Raw genomic sequence first — 15,838 nt, 5'->3', positions numbered from 1 at the left:
CCCGATGGACCACCGCCTCTCCCCCGAGCTGGAAGAACTCCGCCGTACTGTCGAGGAGTTCGCCCATGACGTAGTGGCGCCGAAGATCGGCGAGTACTACGAACACCACGAGTTCCCGTACGAGATCGTCCGCGAGATGGGCCGCATGGGCCTGTTCGGGCTGCCGTTCCCCGAGGAGTACGGCGGCATGGGCGGCGACTACCTGGCTCTCGGCCTCGTGCTGGAGGAACTCGCGCGCGTGGACTCCTCGGTGGCCATCACCCTGGAGGCCGGCGTCTCGCTCGGCGCCATGCCGATCCACCTGTTCGGCACCGAGGAGCAGAAGCGCGAGTGGCTGCCCCGACTGTGCTCCGGGGAGATCCTGGGCGCGTTCGGCCTCACGGAACCGGACGGCGGCAGCGACGCCGGGGCGACCCGGACGACGGCCCGCCTGGACCCGGACACGGACGAGTGGGTCATCAACGGCACCAAGTGCTTCATCACCAACTCCGGCACCGACATCACGGGCCTGGTCACCGTCACCGCCGTCACCGGCCGCAAGCCGGACGGCAAGCCGCTGATCTCCTCGATCATCGTCCCCTCCGGCACCCCGGGCTTCACGGTCGCGGCGCCGTACTCGAAGGTCGGCTGGAACGCCTCCGACACCCGTGAGCTGTCCTTCTCCGACGTCCGGGTCCCGGCGGCGAACCTGCTGGGCGAACAGGGCCGCGGCTACGCCCAGTTCCTGCGGATCCTCGACGAGGGCCGGATCGCCATCGCGGCCCTCGCGACCGGGCTCGCGCAGGGCTGTGTGGACGAGTCGGTGAAGTACGCGAAGGAGCGGGAGGCCTTCGGGCGGCCGATCGGCGCCAACCAGGCGATCCAGTTCAAGATCGCCGACATGGAGATGAAGGCCCACACCGCCCGCCTCGCCTGGCGGGACGCGGCCTCGCGCCTGGTCACCGGCGAACCCTTCAAGAAGGAGGCCGCCCTCGCCAAGCTGTACTCCTCCACCATCGCCGTGGACAACGCCCGTGACGCCACCCAGATCCACGGCGGCTACGGCTTCATGAACGAGTACCCGGTCGCCCGTATGTGGCGCGACTCCAAGATCCTGGAGATCGGCGAGGGCACGAGCGAGGTCCAGCGGATGCTGATCGCGCGGGAGTTGGGGCTCGCGGGTTAGACCGGAGCCCACCGGGCACCCACGGCTTCGACGGGGCGGCGCCCCACCCTCTGGACATTCACTGAGGTTAGGCTAACCTACCTTCGAACTTGTCCGGCGGGCGCTTCGCCCCGTTCGAAAGCAGCCATTCATGTCCAACGCAAGAGCCGCCCACCTCACCCGCCGTGGCATCCTCGCCGCGGGCGGCGCACTCGGCCTCGGCGCCGTGCTCGCGGCCTGCGGTGACGACTCCGGCGGCGAGGGCTCTGGCACGAAGACCACGGCCGCGAAGTCCGGGGCGTGGACCTTCAAGGACGACCGCGGCACCACCGTGAAGCTCGACGAGGTCCCCACGAAGATCGTCGCCTTCGTCGGCGTCGCCGCCGCGCTCCACGACTACGGCATCGAGGTCAAGGGCGTCTTCGGTCCCACCAAGACCAAGGACGGCAAGGCCGACGTCCAGGCCGGCGACATGGACGTCAGCAAGCTGACCGTTTTCGGCAACGTCTGGGACCAGTTCAACGTCGAGCAGTACGCGACCTTCGCGCCCGAGGTCCTCGTCACCACGACCTTCGACAGCGCCGGCACCCTCTGGTACGTCCCCGCGGCCTCCGCGTCCAAGATCGCCAAGCTGGCGCCGAGCGTGGCCATCTCCGTCTACGACCGTCAGATCACCACGCCGCTCCAGCGGGTGTGGGAGCTGGCCGAGTCCCTCGGCGCCGACATGACGGCGACGAAGGTCACCGACGCGAAGAAGCGGTTCGAGTCGGCGTCGCAGCGGCTGCGCGCCGCCGCCAAGGCCCACCCCGACATCAGGGTGCTCGCCGGGTCCGCGGCCCAGGACGTCTTCTACGTCTCCGGCACCAACCTGTCCATCGACCTCGAGTACTTCAAGGCGCTCGGCGTGAACTTCGTGGAGCCCCCGGCGTCCGTACTCAAGGCCTCCGGCGGCTGGTACGAGTCGCTGAGCTGGGAGAACGTCGACAAGTACGCGGCCGACATCATCATGATGGACGACCGTACGGCGACGATCCAGCCGGCCGACATCACCGAGGCGACCTGGAAGAAGCTGCCCGCGGTGAAGGCGGGCCAGGTCATCGCGCGGTCGCCCGAGCCGATCCCGTCGTACGACAAGTGCGTGGCGATGGTGGAGAACCTCGCGAAGGCGATCGAGACCGCGAAGAAGGTCAGCTGACTCCGTAGCACTTCCTGAGCCCAGGAGCCCGACATGACGACGGCCATAGCCGCCCCGTTCCGTTTCTTCTCCCTCCAGGTCGTACGGACGAGGCGGCTCGGGCCGTCTCTGGTCCGGGTCAGTTTCACCGGAGAGGATCTCCAGTACTTCTTCTCCGACGGACGCGACCAGTCGCTGTCCCTCTTCCTCCCCGCCGAAGGGCGGACCGAGCCCGGGGTTCCCGTCGAGCTCGGGGACGGCTGGTGGCAGGCCTGGCGTGAACTCCCGGACGACGTACGGGCCGTGATGCGGTCGTACACCCTCCGAGGCCTCCGCCGGGACCCCGACGAGATCGACATCGACTTCGTGCTGCACGAGCCCGCCGGACCCGCCTCCCGGTGGGCCGCGCGTGCCGCCGCGGGCGACCGGGTCCAGTTGCTCGGGCCCGCCGTCGCCGACAACCGGGCGATCCGGTTCCGGCCGCCCGAGGACACCGACCTGGTGCTGCTCTGGGGGGACGAGACCGCGCTGCCCGCCGTCTCCTCGATCCTCGAAGCCCTCCCCGCCGGACAGCGCGCCCGCGTCTGGCTGGAGGTGGGTGACGCCGGGGACATCCAGGACCTCCCCACCGAGGCCGACGCCGAGATCACCTGGCTCGTGGCCGACCCGTCCGGCGCCACCTGCGCCCCCCTGGCCCTCGACGCCCTTCGTGACGCCCAACTCCCGCACACCGAGCGGCCGTACGTCTGGATCGCCGGGGAGTCCGGGTGCGTGAAGGAGCTGCGGCGGCACTTCGTGCGGGAGCGCGGGATCGACCGGCGCCGGGTCACCTTCGTCGGGTACTGGCGGCAGGGGATGACCGAGGAGCAGCTGCGGGCGGCCGAGTAACTCCCCTCGACGTGACGCCGGTCACGGATGGGGCAGGTTTTGGCCCGCGTTAATTAGGTTAGGCTTACCTAAGTTGAAGCCGGCATCGCCCCGCTCCTGCCCCGTCCCGCATGGATTTCCCCACCGGAGGGCCCCCACATGCGCTCGCACCTGCTCAATGACACGACCGCGGAGAGCTACCGCCGCTCCGTGACCGAAGGAATCGAGCGGGTGGCGGCCAAACTCGCCACCACCACAAGGCCGTTCACCGGCATCACCGTCGACGCCCTCTCCCCCCGCATCGACGAGATCGACCTCGACGAGCCCCTGCTGGACACGACGGCGGTGCTCGACGAGCTGGAGGAGGTCTACCTCCGGGACGCGGTCTACTTCCACCACCCCCGCTACCTCGCCCACCTCAACTGCCCGGTCGTGATCCCGGCCGTGCTCGGCGAGGCCATCCTCTCCGCCGTCAACTCCTCCCTGGACACCTGGGACCAGTCGGCCGGCGGCACCCTCATCGAGCGCAAACTGATCGACTGGACGGCCGCGCGCATCGGCCTGGGCCCGGTCGCCGACGGCGTGTTCACCTCCGGCGGGACGCAGTCCAACCTCCAGGCGCTGCTGCTGGCCCGCGAGGAGGCGAAGACCGACTCCCTGGCGAGACTGCGCGTCTTCGCCTCCGAGGTCAGCCACTTCAGCGTCAGGAAGTCGGCGAAACTGCTCGGCCTCGGCCAGGACGCCGTGGTCTCCATCCCCGTCGACCACGACCAGCGGATGCAGACCGTCGCCCTCGCCCGTGAGCTGGAGCGCTGCCGTCGCGACGGCCTGGTCCCGATGGCCGTCGTCGCCACCGCCGGCACCACCGACTTCGGCTCCATCGACCCGCTGCCCGAGATCGCCGAGCTGTGCGAGCAGTACGGCACCTGGATGCACGTCGACGCCGCCTACGGCTGCGGGCTGCTCGCCTCCGTCAAGTACCGGGACCGCATCGACGGCATCGAGCGCGCCGACTCGGTCACCGTGGACTACCACAAGTCCTTCTTCCAGCCGGTGAGTTCGTCCGCCGTGCTGGTCCGCGACTCCTCGACCCTGCGCCACGCCACCTACCACGCGGAGTACCTCAACCCGCGCCGCATGGTGCAGGAACGTATCCCCAACCAGGTGGACAAGTCCCTCCAGACCACCCGCCGCTTCGACGCGCTCAAGCTGTGGATGACCCTGCGCGTGATGGGCGCCGACGGCATCGGGCAGCTCTTCGACGAGGTCTGCGACCTGGCCGTCGAGGGCTGGAACCTGCTCGCCGCCGACCCGCGCTACGACGTGGTCGTCGCACCGAGCCTGTCCACGCTCGTGTTCCGCTACCTCCCCGCCGCCGTCACCGACCCGGCCGAGATCGACCGCGCCAACCTGTACGCCCGCAAGGCCCTGTTCGCCTCCGGTGACGCGGTGGTCGCGGGCACGAAGGTCCAGGGCCGCCACTACCTGAAGTTCACCCTGCTCAACCCCGAGACGACGGTCGAGGACATCTCCGCCGTCCTCGACCTGATCGCCGGCCACGCCGAGCAGTACCTGGGAGAGTCCCTTGACCGCGCGTCCTGAAAACCCTGCCAAGACCTACGACTTCGTGGGTATCGGGCTGGGCCCCTTCAACCTCGGCCTGGCCTGTCTCACCGAGCCCATCGCCGAACTCGACGGCATCTTCCTGGACTCGAAGCCGGACTTCGAGTGGCACGCCGGCATGTTCCTGGACGGCGCCCACCTCCAGACCCCGTTCATGTCGGACCTGGTCACCCTCGCCGACCCGACCTCGCCGTACTCCTTCCTCAACTACCTGAAGGAGAAGGGCCGGCTGTACTCGTTCTACATCCGCGAGAACTTCTATCCGCTGCGGGTGGAGTACGACGACTACTGCCGCTGGGCCGCGAACAAACTGAGCAACGTCCGCTTCGGCACGACGGTCACCGAGGTGACGTACGAGGACGAGCTCTACGTCGTGAGGACCGCGGCCGGTGAGGAGTTCCGCGCCCGCCACCTGGTCCTCGGCACCGGCACCCCGCCGCACATCCCGGAGGCCTGCCAGGGGCTGGGCGGCGACTTCATCCACAACTCCCGCTATGTGCAGCACAGAAGCGAGCTGGTGAAGAAGGAGTCGATCACCCTGGTCGGCTCGGGGCAGTCCGCCGCCGAGATCTATTACGACCTCCTCGGCGAGATCGACGTCCACGGCTACCGGCTGAACTGGGTGACCCGCTCCCCGCGCTTCTTCCCCCTCGAATACACCAAGCTCACGCTGGAGATGACCTCCCCGGAGTACATCGACTACTACCGCGAGCTCCCCGAGGCCACCCGCTACCGGCTCACCGCCGAACAGAAGGGCCTGTTCAAGGGCATCGACGGCGACCTCATCAACGAGATCTTCGACCTGCTCTACCGGAAGAACCTCGGCGGCCCGGTCCCCACCCGGCTGCTCACCAACTCCTCGCTGAACAGCGCGCGTTACGACAACGGCACCTACACCCTCGCCTTCCGCCAGGAGGAGCAGGGCAAGGACTTCGAGATCGAGTCGCAGGGCCTCGTCCTCGCGACCGGCTACAAGTACGCCGAGCCGGACTTCCTGACCCCGGTCAAGGACCGCCTGGTGTACGACTCCCACGGCAACTTCGACGTGTCCCGCACCTACGCGATCGACGTCACGGGCAGAGGCGTCTTCCTCCAGAACGCCGGGGTCCACACCCACAGCATCACCAGCCCCGACCTGGGCATGGGCGCCTACCGCAACAGCTGCATCATCCGAGAGCTGCTCGGCACCGAGTACTACCCGGTCGAGAAGACGACCGCGTTCCAGGAGTTTTCCGCATGAGCAGGACGACCTTCACCTTCCGCCCCCTCGACCCCCTGAAGGACGCCGAGCTGGTGCACGGGTGGGTCACCCACCCCAAGGCGGCGTTCTGGATGATGCAGGACGCCACGCTGGTCGACGTCGAGCGCGCGTACATGGACATCGCGGCCGACGAGCACCACCAGGCGCTGCTGGGCCTCGACGAGGACGGCGAGCCCGCCTTCCTGATGGAGACGTACGACCCCGCCCACCGCGAGCTGGTCGGCCTGTACGAGCCCCGGCCCGGGGATGTCGGCATGCACTTCCTCACCCCCGCGACCGACCGGCCCGTCCACGGGTTCACCCGGTCCGTCATCACCGCCGTGATGGCCCACCTCTTCGAGGACCCGACCGCCCTGCGGGTGGTCGTGGAGCCCGACGTCTCCAACAAGGCCGTCCACGCCCTGAACGAGGCCGTCGGGTTCGTGCCCGAGCGCGAGATTCAAAAGCCGGAGAAAACGGCCCTGTTGAGCTTCTGCACGCGGGAGCGCTTCTTTGAAATTCAACACAGCATGGTCGCGACGGGGGTGACCGCATGAGCCTCGCCGACGCCGTGGCCCACCTCTCCCCCGAGCGCTGGGAGGTGGCCAACCGCCTGCTGGTCCGCAAGGGCCTCGCCGAGTTCGCGCACGAGCGGCTGATCGAGCCCGAGGAGACCGACAAGGACCAGTACGTCGTCCGCAGCGACGACGGCAAGACCCGCTACGACTTCACGGCCGTCCGCCGCGCCCTGGACCACTGGCAGGTCGACGCCGATTCCATCACCCGGCACCGCGACGGCACCGAACTCCCCCTCGCCGCGCTGGACTTCTTCATCGAGCTCAAGCAGACCCTGGGTCTGAGCGACGAGATCCTGCCGGTCTACCTGGAGGAGATCTCCTCCACCCTCTCGGGCACCTGCTACAAGCTCACCAAGCCCCGGGTCCCGGTCGCCGAGCTCGCGAAGAGCGGCTTCCAGGACATCGAGACCGGGATGACCGAGGGCCACCCCTGTTTCGTCGCCAACAACGGCCGGCTCGGCTTCGGCGTCCACGAGTACCTGTCGTACGCGCCCGAGACCGCGAGCCCGGTCCGACTGGTCTGGCTCGCCGCGCACCGCTCCCGCGCGGCCTTCACGGCCGGGATCGGCATCGAGTACGAGACCTTCGTACGCCAGGAGCTGGGCGAGGAGACCGTCGAGCGCTTCCACGGCGTCCTGCGCGACAAGGGCCTGGATCCGGCCGACTATCTCCTCATACCGGTCCACCCCTGGCAGTGGTGGAACAAGCTCACCGTCACCTTCGCCGCCGAGGTCGCCCGAGGGCTGCTGGTCTGTCTCGGAGAGGGCGACGACGAGTACCTGGCCCAGCAGTCCATCCGGACCTTCTTCAACCGGTCGAACCCGGAGAAGCACTATGTGAAGACGGCCCTTTCCGTCCTCAACATGGGCTTCATGCGCGGACTCTCGGCCGCGTACATGGAGGCGACCCCGGCCATCAACGACTGGCTCGCCGGGCTGATCGAGGGCGACCCGGTGCTGAAGTCGACGGGGCTGACGATCATCCGCGAGCGGGCCGCCGTCGGCTACCGGCACCTGGAGTACGAGGCCGCCACGGACCGCTACTCGCCGTACCGCAAGATGCTGGCCGCGCTGTGGCGCGAGAGCCCGGTCCCCTCCCTCAAGGACGGCGAGTCGCTCGCCACGATGGCCTCGCTGGTCCACGTCGACCACGAGGGCCGGTCCTTCGCGGGCGCCCTCGTCGAGCGGTCCGGGCTCACCCCGACCGACTGGCTGCGCCGCTACCTCCGCGCCTACTACACCCCGCTCCTGCACAGCTTCTACGCCTACGACCTGGTGTTCATGCCGCACGGCGAGAACGTCATCCTGGTCCTGAAGGACGGCGTGGTCGAGCGGGCGATCTACAAGGACATCGCCGAGGAGATCGCCGTCATGGACCCGGAGGCGGTACTGCCTCCGGCGGTCGAGCGGCTGCGCGTGGAGGTCCCCGACGACAAGAAGCTGCTGTCGATCTTCACGGACGTCTTCGACTGCTTCTTCCGCTTCCTCGCCGCGAACCTCGCCACCGAGGGAATCCTGGAGGAGGAGGACTTCTGGCGCACGGTCGCCGAGGTCACCCGCGACTACCAGCGCTCGGTGCCCGAACTGGCGGACACGTTCGCGCGGTACGACATGTTCGCGCCCGAGTTCGCCCTGTCCTGCCTCAACCGCCTCCAGCTGCGGAACAACCGGCAGATGGTCGACCTCGCGGACCCGTCGGGCGCGCTCCAGCTGGTCGGCACGCTGCACAACCCCCTCGCGGGTCTGTAAGGGGCCCCAACTGGCGGGCGGGGCCCGGGAGTACGGTCCTCCCGGGCCCCGTCCCTCGCTACTTGGCCCGGCGTGCCACCGTGAAGTGGTCGATGCGGTCACCGGTCTCGGCGATGCCCGACACCTTCAGCTTGGCGTAGTGGCCCTTCGCCGCGGGCTCCACATCCACGCGCAGGAACGAGTAGTTGAGGTAGCGCACCCGGGACCAGGTGACGGTCTCGTTGACCTTGCCGTCCTTGGTGTTGATGAAGGAGGCGACCGACTCCTGCTCGTCGAGGTGTCCCTCGTAGGAGTCCGGCGCGGTGAACGCGTACAGGCTGCGGCCCGCGGCGCCCGCGGTGACGTAGACGACCCCCTCGGTCTCGGGGTACGCGGTCTCTCCGATCGGGAGTTTCTTGGCGACCTTGTCGCCCTTGATGACGTCGGTGCGCTCGTACTGGTGGTTGTGGCCGTTGATGACCAGGTCCACCGTGTACTTCTCGAACAGCGGCACCCACTCCTGGCGCACGCCCCCCTCCGAGGCGTGCGCGGTGGAGGTGCAGTAGGCGCAGTGGTGGAAGAACACGACGATGAAGTCGATGTCCTTCGCGGCCCGGTACTTCTTCAGCTGCCCCTCGAACCAGGTGGTCTGGGTGCCGCCGGAGATGCCGAGGTTGGCCGGGATCTCGAAGGAGACGTCGTTCGGGTCCAGCGAGATGATCGCCGTGTTGCCGTGGACGAAGGAGTACACGCCCGGCAGGTGCTTCTTGTCCGGCCCGTTGTCGGGGAGCGTGAACCGGGCCTCCTCGCCGCCGTAGCCGTTGGGCGAGTACCAGGCCTCCATGTCGTGGTTGCCGTAACTCACCATCCACGGCACGGACTTGGCGACCGACTCGGTCTGGGCGAGGAACTGGTCCCACACCCGCGCGTCGAAGCCGGTGTCGGCGGACTTGCCCTGGCCTGCCGGGTCGGCGTAGGCGATGTCGCCGGCGTGCAGATGGAAGGCCGGGTTCTGGCCGAGGAGCAGGCTGTCGTTGGCCAGGCCGTGGTAGCCGACGCCCTGGTCGCCGAAGGCCGTGAAGGTGAACGGCTTCTTGTGGGCGGGCGCGGTGGTGAAGGTGCCCAGGGTGCCGGCCAGGTGCGGCTCGGCGGGGTCGAAGCCCTGGTGGCCGACGCCGTAGTAGTAGGTCTGGCCGGGGCGCAGCCGGCTCAGCTTTGCGTGCAGGTAGTACTGGGTGTGGTCGGCGCTCGCGCCGACGCCGGCCGGGGTGTACAGGGTGCGCACCTCGGCCTCGATCTTGCGGGAGAGGTCCCAGGGGCGGGCGCCGATCCGGATGAACGGCTTCTTGACCGCGACCGGCACCTGCCAGGAGACGGTCATCTCGGTGCGCGCGTCGTTGCCGTAGGCGAGGTGACGGCCGAAGGGGGCGACGAGGGCGCCGTCGACGCTCTCGGTGGCGGGGAGGGTCCGGGTCGGCGTGGCGGCCTGGGCGACGGCACCCGGCACGAACGCGCCACCCGCGACGGCGCCCAGCGTGACGGCGCCGCCCCTGATCATGGTGCGCCGGGAGAACTTGGTGTGCAGGTACTCGTGCTGCTCGGCCATGCTCATGCGCTCGGCGAGCTCGTCGGGTACTCCCATGCGAGGAATGTCCATGGCGTCTGAAACTCGTCTGTCGGGGCAACGGGGTGTAGGACACAGGATGGACAGCTCGCGAACAGACGTTCATAAGAACATCAACAGCCACTTGCCCGATATCGGGCAGGATTCTTGCGAAACAGCTTCCGGTCCCCCAGGATCTACCGGGTGCACGACGAACTTGTTGATCATCTGACGCGGTCCACGCCCCTCAGCCGGGGCGAGGCACTGCGCGTGATCCAGGACGTGCTCGCCTTCTTCGACGAGACGACCGAGGACTACGTCCGTCGCCGCCACCGCGAACTCCAGGCGCAGGGCCTGGTGAACGCGGAGATCTTCGGACGGATCGAGGCGGATCTGAAATACCGCGCGGTGGCGCCGCCCGAGCTGACGCTGAGGCAGCTGCGCCGCATGGTCTACGGCTAGGGGACACAGCTATATGTGCGGAATTGTCGGATACATCGGAAAGCGTGATGTCGCCCCGCTGCTCCTGGAGGGCCTGCAGCGCCTCGAATACCGCGGCTACGACTCGGCGGGCATCGTCGTCAGTTCGCCGAAGACGGCCGGGCTGAAGATGGTCAAGGCCAAGGGCCGGGTGCGTGACCTGGAGGCGAAGGTCCCGGCCCGCTTCAAGGGCACGACCGGCATCGCCCACACCCGCTGGGCCACCCACGGCGCCCCCTCCGACGTGAACGCCCACCCGCACCTGGACGCCGGGGGCAAGGTCGCCGTCGTCCACAACGGCATCATCGACAACGCCTCCGACCTGCGCCGCAAGCTGGAGGCGGACGGCGTCGAGTTCCTCTCCGAGACCGACACCGAGGTCCTCGTCCACCTCATCGCGCGCTCCCAGGCGGAGAAGCTGGAGGACAAGGTCCGCGACACCCTGCGGGTGATCGAGGGCACCTACGGCATCGCCGTGATGCACGCCGACTTCCCGGACCGCATCGTCGTCGCCCGCAACGGCTCCCCGGTCGTCCTCGGCATCGGCGAGAAGGAGATGTTCGTCGCCTCGGACATCGCCGCGCTGGTCGCCCACACCCGGCAGATCGTCACGCTGGACGACGGCGAGATGGCCACCCTCAAGGCCGACGACTTCCGCACCTACACCACGGAGGGCACCCGCACGACGGCGGAGCCCACCACCGTCGAGTGGGAGGCCGCCTCCTACGACATGGGCGGCCACGACACCTACATGCACAAGGAGATCCACGAGCAGGCCGACGCCGTGGACCGCGTGCTGCGCGGCCGCATCGACGACCGCTTCTCCACCGTGCACCTCGGCGGCCTCAACCTGGACGCCCGCGAGGCCCGGCAGATCCGCCGCGTGAAGATCCTCGGCTGCGGCACCTCGTACCACGCCGGCATGATCGGCGCCCAGATGATCGAGGAGCTGGCCCGTATCCCCGCGGACGCCGAGCCGGCCTCCGAGTTCCGCTACCGCAACGCGGTCGTCGACCCCGACACCCTCTACATCGCCGTCTCCCAGTCCGGTGAGACCTACGACGTCCTCGCGGCCGTCCAGGAGCTCAAGCGCAAGGGCGCGCGGGTGCTCGGTGTCGTGAACGTGGTGGGCTCCGCGATCGCCCGCGAGGCGGACGGCGGCATCTACGTGCACGCGGGCCCCGAGGTCTGCGTGGTCTCCACGAAGTGCTTCACCAACACCACGGTGGCCTTCGCCCTGCTCGCCCTGCACCTCGGCCGCACCCGTGACCTGTCCGTCCGCGACGGCAAGCGGATCATCGAGGGCCTGCGCAGGCTGCCCGCCCAGATCACCGAGATGCTGGAGCAGGAGGAGCACATCAAGAAGCTGGCCGAGCAGTACGCCGACGCCCGCTCGATGCTCTTCATCGGCCGGGTGCGGGGCTACCCGGTGGCCCGCGAGGCCTCCCTGAAGCTCAAGGAGGTCTCCTACATCCACGCCGAGGCCTACCCCGCCTCCGAGCTCAAGCACGGCCCGCTGGCCCTGATCGAGCCGGCCCTGCCCACGGTGGCGATCGTCCCCGACGACGACCTCCTGGAGAAGAACCGCGCCGCACTGGAGGAGATCAAGGCCCGCAGCGGCAGGATCCTCGCGGTCGCCCACCAGCACCAGGAGAAGGCCGACGAGACGATCGTGGTCCCCAAGAACGAGGACGAACTGGACCCCATCCTGATGGGCATCCCGCTCCAACTCCTCGCCTACCACACGGCACTTGCCCTCGGCCGGGACATCGACAAGCCCAGGAACCTCGCGAAGTCGGTGACCGTCGAGTAGCAGCCGCACACCCCCACAACGAGGACGGACCCCCCGTGCCACCACCAGGCACGGGGGGTCCGTCTCTACGCGAAAGGCGTTACGGGATCACGATGACGGGCCGCTTCGCCCGCTTGGCGAGCCGCCCCGCGACCGAGCCGAAGATGCGCCCGACGAGGCCGTGGGTGGAGCCGACGACGATCGCGTCCGCCTCGTACTCCCGCCCGACCTCCTCGAGTTCGTGGCAGATGTCCCCGCCGCGCTCGACGAGGATCCAGGGGACCTCGGACAGGTAGTCCGCACAGGCGAGCTCCAGGCCGAGCACCTCGGTGCGGTGGTCCGGCACGTCGACGAAGACCGGTGGCTCGCAGCCGGCCCACACGGTGGTGGGCAGCCGGTTGGCGACATGCACGATGATCAGGCCCGAGCCGGAGCGATGGGCCATGCCGATCGCGTACGCGAGGGCGCGCTCGCTGGATGTGGAGCCGTCGAAGCCGACCACTACGCCGTGCTTGAAGGCGGGGTCGCAGGAGTGGCGTGGCTCTTCCGCCGCCAGGGGCTCGGCCGCCGTGGGGTCGGCGACGGGCCGCTTGCGGTCCGCGTGTTCGAAGAATTCGTGACCGGCCATGGCTGTCTCGGCGTTGTGATCCTTGTGTGGGAGGGACGACAGTGTGCGGCGGAGCTGTGTCCGGGAATCATCTTCCCAACCCCATACCCCCAAGGGTACGGCGCGAAGCCTCCTTCGCCCAGAGCCCGCACACCGTCCGTGGGGGTTCCAGGGAGCATGCACGAGGGGGCGCCCGTAACGCAATGGTTGCTGCGCTGTACAGGCGGTTTGCACAGGATTCACGCCACCGTGGCCGGCCCGGACCCCGGACGGCCCCTCGACACAGTGACCGAAGGGTCGAACAGGCGTTGAACCCGTGAGCCACGCCGCGGGGAGACGCCACAGGGAGCACGCGATGACCGGACACCGACCGCCCTCCGACGATTCGACCACGGACGTGGTCCGCTGGGCGGCCTTCAGCTGCGTCGTCGTCCCCGTGGTGCTCGTCTGGTACGGCACCTCACTGGCCGGCGCGACGGGCACCGCCCTCGGTCTCGCCGCCGTCACAGCCGTCTGCCGTATCCTCCTGCGCCAGTCGGAGCGCGGCGCGGCCCGACTGCACGCCGAGGAGCGCGAGCCCCGCCGCGGCCGTCATCACAGGAGCGGCGCCGGGGCCCGCCGAGGCGGTCGTCACACCGGGGGAACGACACCGGGCGGCTGACCGGTTTCCATGCACCCCGACGATTCTTTTCAGCCAACTTCCGCGTTGGGCGTGTCCCTTGGTCCGACCACCCCCCAACCCCCGTTCCACCTGCACGGACAGGGTCTCCGGGGACCTGCGCACCCTACGTGGATTAGCCACTGCCACAAGGCGCACTTCCCTGCAGGGCCCACGAGTGCAACGCTTCGTGATCGAATGCTTTACGCCAAGTTGCCATGTCGACAATATGCCGGATGACGAACTGGTCACGCCGGCACGACGGGACACAGTAGATTCGATCTTGACGTCTTACGGCGGGGGACTCGTGCAGGACCGAGGGGAAACGTGCTGGAGCGACATGCCCGACAAGTTAGGGGCGCCGCGACCACCGAGGGGGGCTTAGCAGTATGAGCCACGACTCCGCCGCCGCGCCGGAAGCCGCGGCCCGGAAACTTTCCGGGCGACGCCGCAAGGAGATCGTCGCGGTGCTGCTGTTCAGCGGCGGCCCCATCTTCGAGAGTTCCATACCTTTGTCGGTGTTCGGGATTGACCGCCAGGACGCCGGCGTACCGCGATACCGCCTACTGGTCTGCGGCGGCGAGGAAGGCCCACTGCGGACCACAGGGGGCCTGGAACTCACCGCACCGCATGGCCTGGAAGCGATCTCACGTGCGGGCACGGTCGTCGTACCGGCCTGGCGCTCGATCACTTCACCGCCGCCGGAGGACGCGCTCGACGCGCTGCGCCGGGCGCACGAGGAAGGCGCCCGCATAGTCGGCCTGTGCACCGGCGCCTTCGTGCTGGCGGCGGCGGGCCTGCTGGACGGCCGGCCCGCGACGACACACTGGATGTACGCGCCGACGCTGGCCAAACGCTATCCGTCGGTGCACGTGGATCCACGAGAACTCTTCGTGGACGACGGCGACGTACTGACCTCGGCCGGTACCGCGGCCGGAATCGACCTCTGTCTCCACATCGTGCGGACGGACCACGGCAACGAGGCGGCCGGCGCGCTGGCCCGCCGCCTGGTGGTCCCGCCGCGCCGCTCGGGCGGTCAGGAGCGCTACCTCGACAGGTCGTTGCCGGAGGAGATCGGCGCCGACCCGCTCGCCGAGGTCGTCGCCTGGGCGCTGGAGCACCTCCACGAGCAGTTCGACGTGGAGACGCTGGCGGCGCGAGCGTACATGAGCCGTCGTACGTTCGACCGCCGGTTCCGCTCGCTGACGGGTTCGGCTCCGCTGCAGTGGCTGATCACCCAGCGGGTGCTGCAGGCGCAGCGGCTGCTCGAGACGTCGGACTACTCGGTGGACGAGGTCGCGGGGCGCTGCGGCTTCCGCTCGCCGGTGGCGCTGCGCGGGCACTTCCGGCGGCAGCTGGGCTCGTCCCCGGCCGCCTACCGGGCCGCGTACCGGGCCCGCCGTCCGCAGGGCGACAAGCCCGTGGACAGCGACGGCTCGGTGGGCCCGACGGGTCCCGCGCCCAACCCGCCGGTGCAGCTGCACCCGGAGAGCGGTCCGGTGCCGCTCCAGGCCCGCCGCACCCCGGCCCCCGCGGGTCCGCACTCCGAGAACGGCCGCGAGCTGTACGTCGGCGGCGGCCGGGCGAGCCTGCCGGGGCAGCGCAGCGGCACGTGAATTCCTGACGCCGGGCGCGGCCTGCGAAGGCCCGCCCGGCGTTCCCGGGCGCCCGGCACCGATGCGGGGCGCCGACGCGGGGACCACAAACACAGACGTCAGCCGTAGGGTGTTCGCATGAACGATCGCATGGTGTGGATCGACTGCGAGATGACCGGCCTCTCGCTGTCCGACGACGCGCTCATCGAGGTTGCCGCCCTCGTCACCGACTCCGAGCTCAATGTGCTCGGCGACGGTGTGGACATCGTCATCCGCCCGCCGGACCAGGCGCTGGAGACGATGCCGGAGGTGGTGCGTCAGATGCACACCGCGTCCGGGCTGCTCGAGGAGCTGTCCGGCGGCACGACCCTCGCCGACGCCGAGGAGCAGGTCCTCTCCTACGTCCGCGAGCACGTCAAGGAACCCGGCAAGGCCCCGCTGTGCGGCAACTCGGTCGGCACCGACCGCGGTTTCCTGCTCCGGGACATGCCCACCCTGGAGGACTACCTCCACTACCGGATCGTGGACGTCAGCTCCGTCAAGGAGCTCGCCCGGCGCTGGTACCCGCGGGCCTACTTCAACAGCCCGGACAAGAACGGCAACCACCGCGCCCTCGCCGACATCCGCGAGTCCATCGTGGAGCTGCGCTACTACCGCGAGGCGATCTTCGTCCCGCAGCCCGGACCCGACTCCGACACCGCGAAGTCGATCGCCGCGAAGCACGTGCTGCCCTCGCAGTAAAGGCGTGCG

General features: G+C 69.1%; 14 protein-coding genes. 12 read left to right on the top strand and 2 right to left on the bottom strand.

Annotation, left to right across the window (positions count from 1 at the left end; translation table 11 throughout):
- Nucleotides 1-4 precede the first annotated feature (4 nt).
- The 7 genes from ACFVYN_RS27160 to ACFVYN_RS27130 all read left to right on the top strand — a co-directional run bounded on the left by ACFVYN_RS27160 (nt 5) and on the right by ACFVYN_RS27130 (nt 8,374).
- Entirely contained in the window at nt 5-1,165 is a 1,161-nt protein-coding gene (locus ACFVYN_RS27160; protein WP_390002702.1) for an acyl-CoA dehydrogenase family protein, read from the top strand.
- Nucleotides 1,166-1,295: 130 nt separating this feature from the next.
- On the top strand, nt 1,296-2,339 hold the full coding sequence (locus tag ACFVYN_RS27155; RefSeq protein ID WP_390002699.1) for an ABC transporter substrate-binding protein: 1,044 nt from the start codon (nt 1,296-1,298) through the stop codon (nt 2,337-2,339).
- A gap of 33 nt (nt 2,340-2,372) precedes the next feature.
- A complete protein-coding gene (locus tag ACFVYN_RS27150; RefSeq protein ID WP_390002697.1) occupies nt 2,373-3,206 on the top strand; it encodes a siderophore-interacting protein in 834 nt (277 codons plus the stop codon).
- A gap of 138 nt (nt 3,207-3,344) precedes the next feature.
- Complete coding sequence (desA, locus tag ACFVYN_RS27145; RefSeq protein WP_390002694.1) at nt 3,345-4,787, top strand: lysine decarboxylase DesA; 1,443 nt, start codon at nt 3,345-3,347, stop codon at nt 4,785-4,787.
- Complete coding sequence (locus ACFVYN_RS27140) at nt 4,771-6,048, top strand: lysine N(6)-hydroxylase/L-ornithine N(5)-oxygenase family protein (protein WP_390002692.1); 1,278 nt, start codon at nt 4,771-4,773, stop codon at nt 6,046-6,048. The genes desA and ACFVYN_RS27140 overlap by 17 nt, the downstream gene beginning before the upstream one ends.
- Nucleotides 6,045-6,605: a GNAT family N-acetyltransferase gene (locus ACFVYN_RS27135; protein WP_390002690.1), complete on the top strand. Its 561-nt coding sequence runs from the start codon at nt 6,045-6,047 to the stop codon at nt 6,603-6,605. Before ACFVYN_RS27140 ends, ACFVYN_RS27135 begins: the two co-directional genes overlap by 4 nt.
- A complete protein-coding gene (locus ACFVYN_RS27130; protein ID WP_390002688.1) occupies nt 6,602-8,374 on the top strand; it encodes an IucA/IucC family protein in 1,773 nt (590 codons plus the stop codon). Before ACFVYN_RS27135 ends, ACFVYN_RS27130 begins: the two co-directional genes overlap by 4 nt.
- 58 nt (nt 8,375-8,432) lie before the next feature.
- On the opposite strand, the gene ACFVYN_RS27125 is transcribed toward ACFVYN_RS27130, so the two are convergent.
- Complete coding sequence (locus ACFVYN_RS27125) at nt 8,433-9,995, bottom strand: purple acid phosphatase family protein (protein ID WP_390002686.1); 1,563 nt, start codon at nt 9,993-9,995, stop codon at nt 8,433-8,435.
- 165 nt (nt 9,996-10,160) lie between these two features.
- On the opposite strand from ACFVYN_RS27125, the gene ACFVYN_RS27120 reads away from it, so the two are divergent.
- Together ACFVYN_RS27120 and glmS are read left to right on the top strand one after the other, a co-directional pair.
- Nucleotides 10,161-10,418, top strand: coding sequence for a hypothetical protein (locus tag ACFVYN_RS27120; RefSeq protein WP_020123260.1), 258 nt, complete (start codon nt 10,161-10,163; stop codon nt 10,416-10,418).
- Nucleotides 10,419-10,431: 13 nt separating this feature from the next.
- Nucleotides 10,432-12,249: a glutamine--fructose-6-phosphate transaminase (isomerizing) gene (gene glmS / locus ACFVYN_RS27115; RefSeq protein ID WP_390002684.1), complete on the top strand. Its 1,818-nt coding sequence runs from the start codon at nt 10,432-10,434 to the stop codon at nt 12,247-12,249.
- A gap of 79 nt (nt 12,250-12,328) precedes the next feature.
- On the opposite strand, the gene ACFVYN_RS27110 is transcribed toward glmS, so the two are convergent.
- Nucleotides 12,329-12,856 (bottom strand): universal stress protein, encoded by a 528-nt coding sequence (locus tag ACFVYN_RS27110; protein WP_390002681.1) that lies wholly within the window; start codon nt 12,854-12,856, stop codon nt 12,329-12,331.
- Between the two features lie 334 nt (nt 12,857-13,190).
- Between ACFVYN_RS27110 and ACFVYN_RS27105 the strand changes: the two genes are divergently transcribed.
- The 3 genes from ACFVYN_RS27105 (at nt 13,191) to orn (ending at nt 15,829) form a co-directional block, all read left to right on the top strand.
- Complete coding sequence (locus tag ACFVYN_RS27105; protein ID WP_390002678.1) at nt 13,191-13,496, top strand: hypothetical protein; 306 nt, start codon at nt 13,191-13,193, stop codon at nt 13,494-13,496.
- A 386-nt stretch (nt 13,497-13,882) separates the two neighbouring features.
- Nucleotides 13,883-15,109 carry a GlxA family transcriptional regulator gene (locus tag ACFVYN_RS27100; protein WP_390002677.1) on the top strand — a complete coding sequence of 409 codons (1,227 nt, stop codon included), beginning with the start codon at nt 13,883-13,885 and terminating at the stop codon, nt 15,107-15,109.
- Between the two features lie 117 nt (nt 15,110-15,226).
- Nucleotides 15,227-15,829 (top strand): oligoribonuclease, encoded by a 603-nt coding sequence (gene orn / locus ACFVYN_RS27095; RefSeq protein ID WP_390002675.1) that lies wholly within the window; start codon nt 15,227-15,229, stop codon nt 15,827-15,829.
- The last annotated feature ends 9 nt before the right edge of the window (nt 15,830-15,838 follow it).

The sequence above is a fragment of the Streptomyces sp. NPDC058307 genome (assembly GCF_042880295.1).
GTDB lineage: Bacteria > Actinomycetota > Actinomycetes > Streptomycetales > Streptomycetaceae > Streptomyces.
Note: the sequence above shows the minus strand (reverse complement) of the source record. Positions and strands in the feature narration are given on the sequence as shown.

Bases quoted from the DNA above. Each gene is read 5' to 3' on its own strand.
- ACFVYN_RS27160 (WP_390002702.1), top strand. From the start codon at position 5: ATGGACCACCGCCTCTCCCCCGAGCTGGAAGAACTCCGCCGTACTGTC.
- ACFVYN_RS27155 (WP_390002699.1), top strand. From the start codon at position 1,296: ATGTCCAACGCAAGAGCCGCCCACCTCACCCGCCGTGGCATCCTCGCC.
- ACFVYN_RS27150 (WP_390002697.1), top strand. From the start codon at position 2,373: ATGACGACGGCCATAGCCGCCCCGTTCCGTTTCTTCTCCCTCCAGGTC.
- desA (WP_390002694.1), top strand. From the start codon at position 3,345: ATGCGCTCGCACCTGCTCAATGACACGACCGCGGAGAGCTACCGCCGC.
- ACFVYN_RS27135 (WP_390002690.1), top strand. From the start codon at position 6,045: ATGAGCAGGACGACCTTCACCTTCCGCCCCCTCGACCCCCTGAAGGAC.
- ACFVYN_RS27130 (WP_390002688.1), top strand. From the start codon at position 6,602: ATGAGCCTCGCCGACGCCGTGGCCCACCTCTCCCCCGAGCGCTGGGAG.
- ACFVYN_RS27125 (WP_390002686.1), bottom strand. From the start codon at position 9,995: ATGGGAGTACCCGACGAGCTCGCCGAGCGCATGAGCATGGCCGAGCAG.
- glmS (WP_390002684.1), top strand. From the start codon at position 10,432: ATGTGCGGAATTGTCGGATACATCGGAAAGCGTGATGTCGCCCCGCTG.
- ACFVYN_RS27110 (WP_390002681.1), bottom strand. From the start codon at position 12,856: ATGGCCGGTCACGAATTCTTCGAACACGCGGACCGCAAGCGGCCCGTC.
- ACFVYN_RS27105 (WP_390002678.1), top strand. From the start codon at position 13,191: ATGACCGGACACCGACCGCCCTCCGACGATTCGACCACGGACGTGGTC.
- ACFVYN_RS27100 (WP_390002677.1), top strand. From the start codon at position 13,883: ATGAGCCACGACTCCGCCGCCGCGCCGGAAGCCGCGGCCCGGAAACTT.
- orn (WP_390002675.1), top strand. From the start codon at position 15,227: ATGAACGATCGCATGGTGTGGATCGACTGCGAGATGACCGGCCTCTCG.